This window comes from Pseudomonas tehranensis (assembly GCF_014268615.1).
In the GTDB taxonomy this organism is placed as follows: domain Bacteria; phylum Pseudomonadota; class Gammaproteobacteria; order Pseudomonadales; family Pseudomonadaceae; genus Aquipseudomonas; species Aquipseudomonas tehranensis.
The window spans coordinates 1-1,312 of sequence record NZ_JABWQV010000456.1; the positions used below are offsets into that span (position 1 = coordinate 1).

1 protein-coding gene is annotated in these 1,312 nt (G+C 63.6%); it reads right to left on the reverse strand.

Annotated elements, in window-relative coordinates; all coding sequences use genetic code 11:
• Positions 1–60: 60 nt before the first annotated feature.
• Positions 61–1,251, reverse strand: a complete 1,191-nt coding sequence (locus HU811_RS26940) for an osmoprotectant NAGGN system M42 family peptidase (protein ID WP_092397601.1) — start codon at positions 1,249–1,251, stop codon at positions 61–63.
• Positions 1,252–1,312: the final 61 nt, after the last annotated feature.

Consider the following 1,312-nt stretch of genomic DNA (forward strand, 5'->3'; position numbering starts at 1 on the left):
TGTGGGAGCGAGCCTGCTCGCGATGGCGGCATGACTGGCACTGAGATTCTGGAATTTTGCTCAGTTATCCGACCGCTGCCCAATCAAACTGTCCACCGACGGCACTCGGGTATCGCTTTCCATCTGCGCATCGTGTTCGAGCTGATGGCTGAAGCGGTCCAGCGAGCCCTGGGCCGGTTGGGCGTCGCTGGCGAATACCGGTGGGCTGAGGATGTAGGCGCCGAGCAGGCGGCTCAGGGCGGCCAAGCTGTCAATGTGAGTGCGTTCGTAGCCATGGGTGGCGTCGCAGCCGAAGGCGAGCAGGGCGGTGCGGATATCGTGGCCGGCCGTGACGGCGGAATGGGCATCGCTGAAGTAATAACGGAACAGGTCGCGGCGCGCCGGCAGTTCGTTTTCCCTGGCCAGCTTCAGCAAGTGCCGTGACAGGTGATAGTCGTAAGGGCCCCCGGAATCCTGCATCGCCACGCTCACCGCGTGCTCGCTCGAGTGTTGGCCCGGCGCGACCGGGGCGATGTCGATGCCGACGAACTCGCTCACATCCCAAGGCAGTGCCGCCGCCGCGCCGCTGCCGGTTTCTTCGGTAATGGTGAAGAGCGGGTGGCAGTCGATCAGCAGTTCTTCGCCGCTGTCGACAATCGCCTTGAGCGCCGCCAGCAGCGCCGCAACCCCGGCCTTATCGTCCAGGTGTCGGGCACTGATATGGCCACTCTCGGTGAACTCCGGCAGAGGATCGAACGCTACATAGTCGCCAATGCCCACGCCCAGGGATTCGCAATCGGCGCGGGTGGTGCAGTAGGCGTCCAGGCGCAGTTCGATGTGATCCCAGCTGATGGGCATCTCATCGACGGCGGTATTGAACGCGTGCCCGGACGCCATCAACGGCAGTACGCTGCCGCGGATCACCCCCGTGTCCGTAAACAGGCTGACCCGGCTGCCCTCGGCAAACCGGCTGGACCAGCAACCCACCGGCGCCAGGGTCAGGCGCCCGTTGTCCTTGATCGCGCGCACCGAGGCACCGATGGTGTCCAGGTGAGCTGACACGGCCCGGTCTGGGCTGCTCTGGCGGCCCTTGAGGGTGGCGCGGATCGTGCCGCGCCGGGTCATTTCAAAAGGGATACCCAACTCTTCGAGCCGCTCGGCGACATAACGCACGATGGTGTCGGTGAAACCGGTGGGGCTGGGAATGGCGAGCATTTCCAGCAGGACCTTTTGCAGGTATTCGAGATTCGGTTCGGGAATTTTGCTGATCATGGAAACTCCTCCAGGAAGGTTTAAGTAAGGGAAACCCGTGGCGAGGGAGCTTGCTCCCGCT

Excerpts from the sequence above, each read along its gene's own strand:
- HU811_RS26940 (WP_092397601.1), bottom strand. The coding sequence starts at position 1,251 with ATGATCAGCAAAATTCCCGAACCGAATCTCGAATACCTGCAAAAGGTC.